Below are 1,223 nucleotides of genomic sequence, written 5' to 3'. Positions count from 1 at the left end.
GAAAAATGTTAAACTCGGAAGTTGTAATGTAACTATTGGGAGTGACGGTTGTAAAATTACCGTCTTAGGAATGTTAGCAGATATAACTCCCGATGTAGTTAATAAAAGATTTAGAAGTTCTGGTAAATATACAGATAAGTGTAGTGTATCAGATATAAATGTCCCTTTTGTAATGCCAGAACTTGAAATAGCGAACCGCTGGCCAAAAATGGCTGAGGTTAAGGTTCCAGTTGGGCAACACTTTGTAGTCGCTTTAGACACGAAACATATTGTAGATCCGTGGACAGGGGCGGGCGGTGAGAACAACAATGGTTATAAAATTTTAAATTATAGAAATATAACACCTAAATTAAATCAAGGAGATTCTATGGCAAGTCAAGAGTATGAAATCTTAAAAAATGATTTCAACAAATTAACTAATGAAGTTTATCAGAAAGGTATAAGAATCAGCGATCTTGAAGCTTGGACTAAAAGTGTTGAAAAGAAACTCGCTTCTTTAAATATTGTTGTTCAGCCAACTCCTCAATTTACAGAAAATGAGACCTCAGAGATTAAAGGTATTGTTAAATCTTGGAAAGATTTTTGGACTTGGGTTAAAAATAAACTAGGAATAAAATGACCGACTTTGATAAACATTCACACTTAGTTAAAATAAGTGTGCCTATTGTTTTTCAAATAGAAGGCTATAATCGGAATGGGCAATCAGATAGTAATGCCTCTAATGCAGTTGTATTAGGTTCTCTTTATAATTTTAAAAATACACCTGGTCTATCTAATGAAGTTAGGTTCTTGTTTCCGCAAATCACAGACTATCCTAAGAATGTTTATTTAGATTTTAAATTTAGGACAGATGAAGCTTCGGGTTTAAAATTTCGGTGTGATTTTGGGTGGGGAGGTAATGCTTATGGAGATGACGCACCTATAAAATGGACTAAGACAATGAAAGGCGACGGAACAGATTTTTATACTATCCCCTCTGGATCTACTGGGTTGACTGTTAGAGGAGTTGACATTAAAAAATTGATAAACCCTATTTCTGGATATAATTTTTCTATATTCTTTTATTTTGAAACTAATCCCGTTGACGCACAATTTTACATAGATAGATTAAGAGTTTTTGGGACTGTTGATCTCGGAGGTGCTTATGCCAAACATTGAAATAACCAAAAAGAAAATAGGTAAGCCTATAAATAAAGGTGTAGTTACAGAAGGATATTCTTTTA

The 1,223-nt window shown here is 33.7% G+C and carries 2 protein-coding genes; both read left to right on the top strand.

What is annotated here, in order from left to right:
* On the top strand, positions 1-619 hold a 619-nt coding region (locus COZ07_RS06465), incomplete at its 5' end, for a hypothetical protein (protein WP_406607752.1).
* Complete coding sequence (locus COZ07_RS06460; protein ID WP_406607751.1) at positions 616-1,158, top strand: hypothetical protein; 543 nt, start codon at positions 616-618, stop codon at positions 1,156-1,158. The genes COZ07_RS06465 and COZ07_RS06460, both read left to right, overlap by 4 nt.
* Positions 1,159-1,223: the final 65 nt, after the last annotated feature.

Origin of the sequence: Candidatus Infernicultor aquiphilus (assembly GCF_002784285.1) — a bacterium.
Lineage (GTDB): Bacteria > Atribacterota > Phoenicimicrobiia > Phoenicimicrobiales > Phoenicimicrobiaceae > Infernicultor > Infernicultor aquiphilus.
Note: the sequence above shows the minus strand (reverse complement) of the source record. Positions and strands in the feature narration are given on the sequence as shown.

Bases quoted from the DNA above. Each gene is read 5' to 3' on its own strand.
- COZ07_RS06460 (WP_406607751.1), top strand. From the start codon at position 616: ATGACCGACTTTGATAAACATTCACACTTAGTTAAAATAAGTGTGCCT.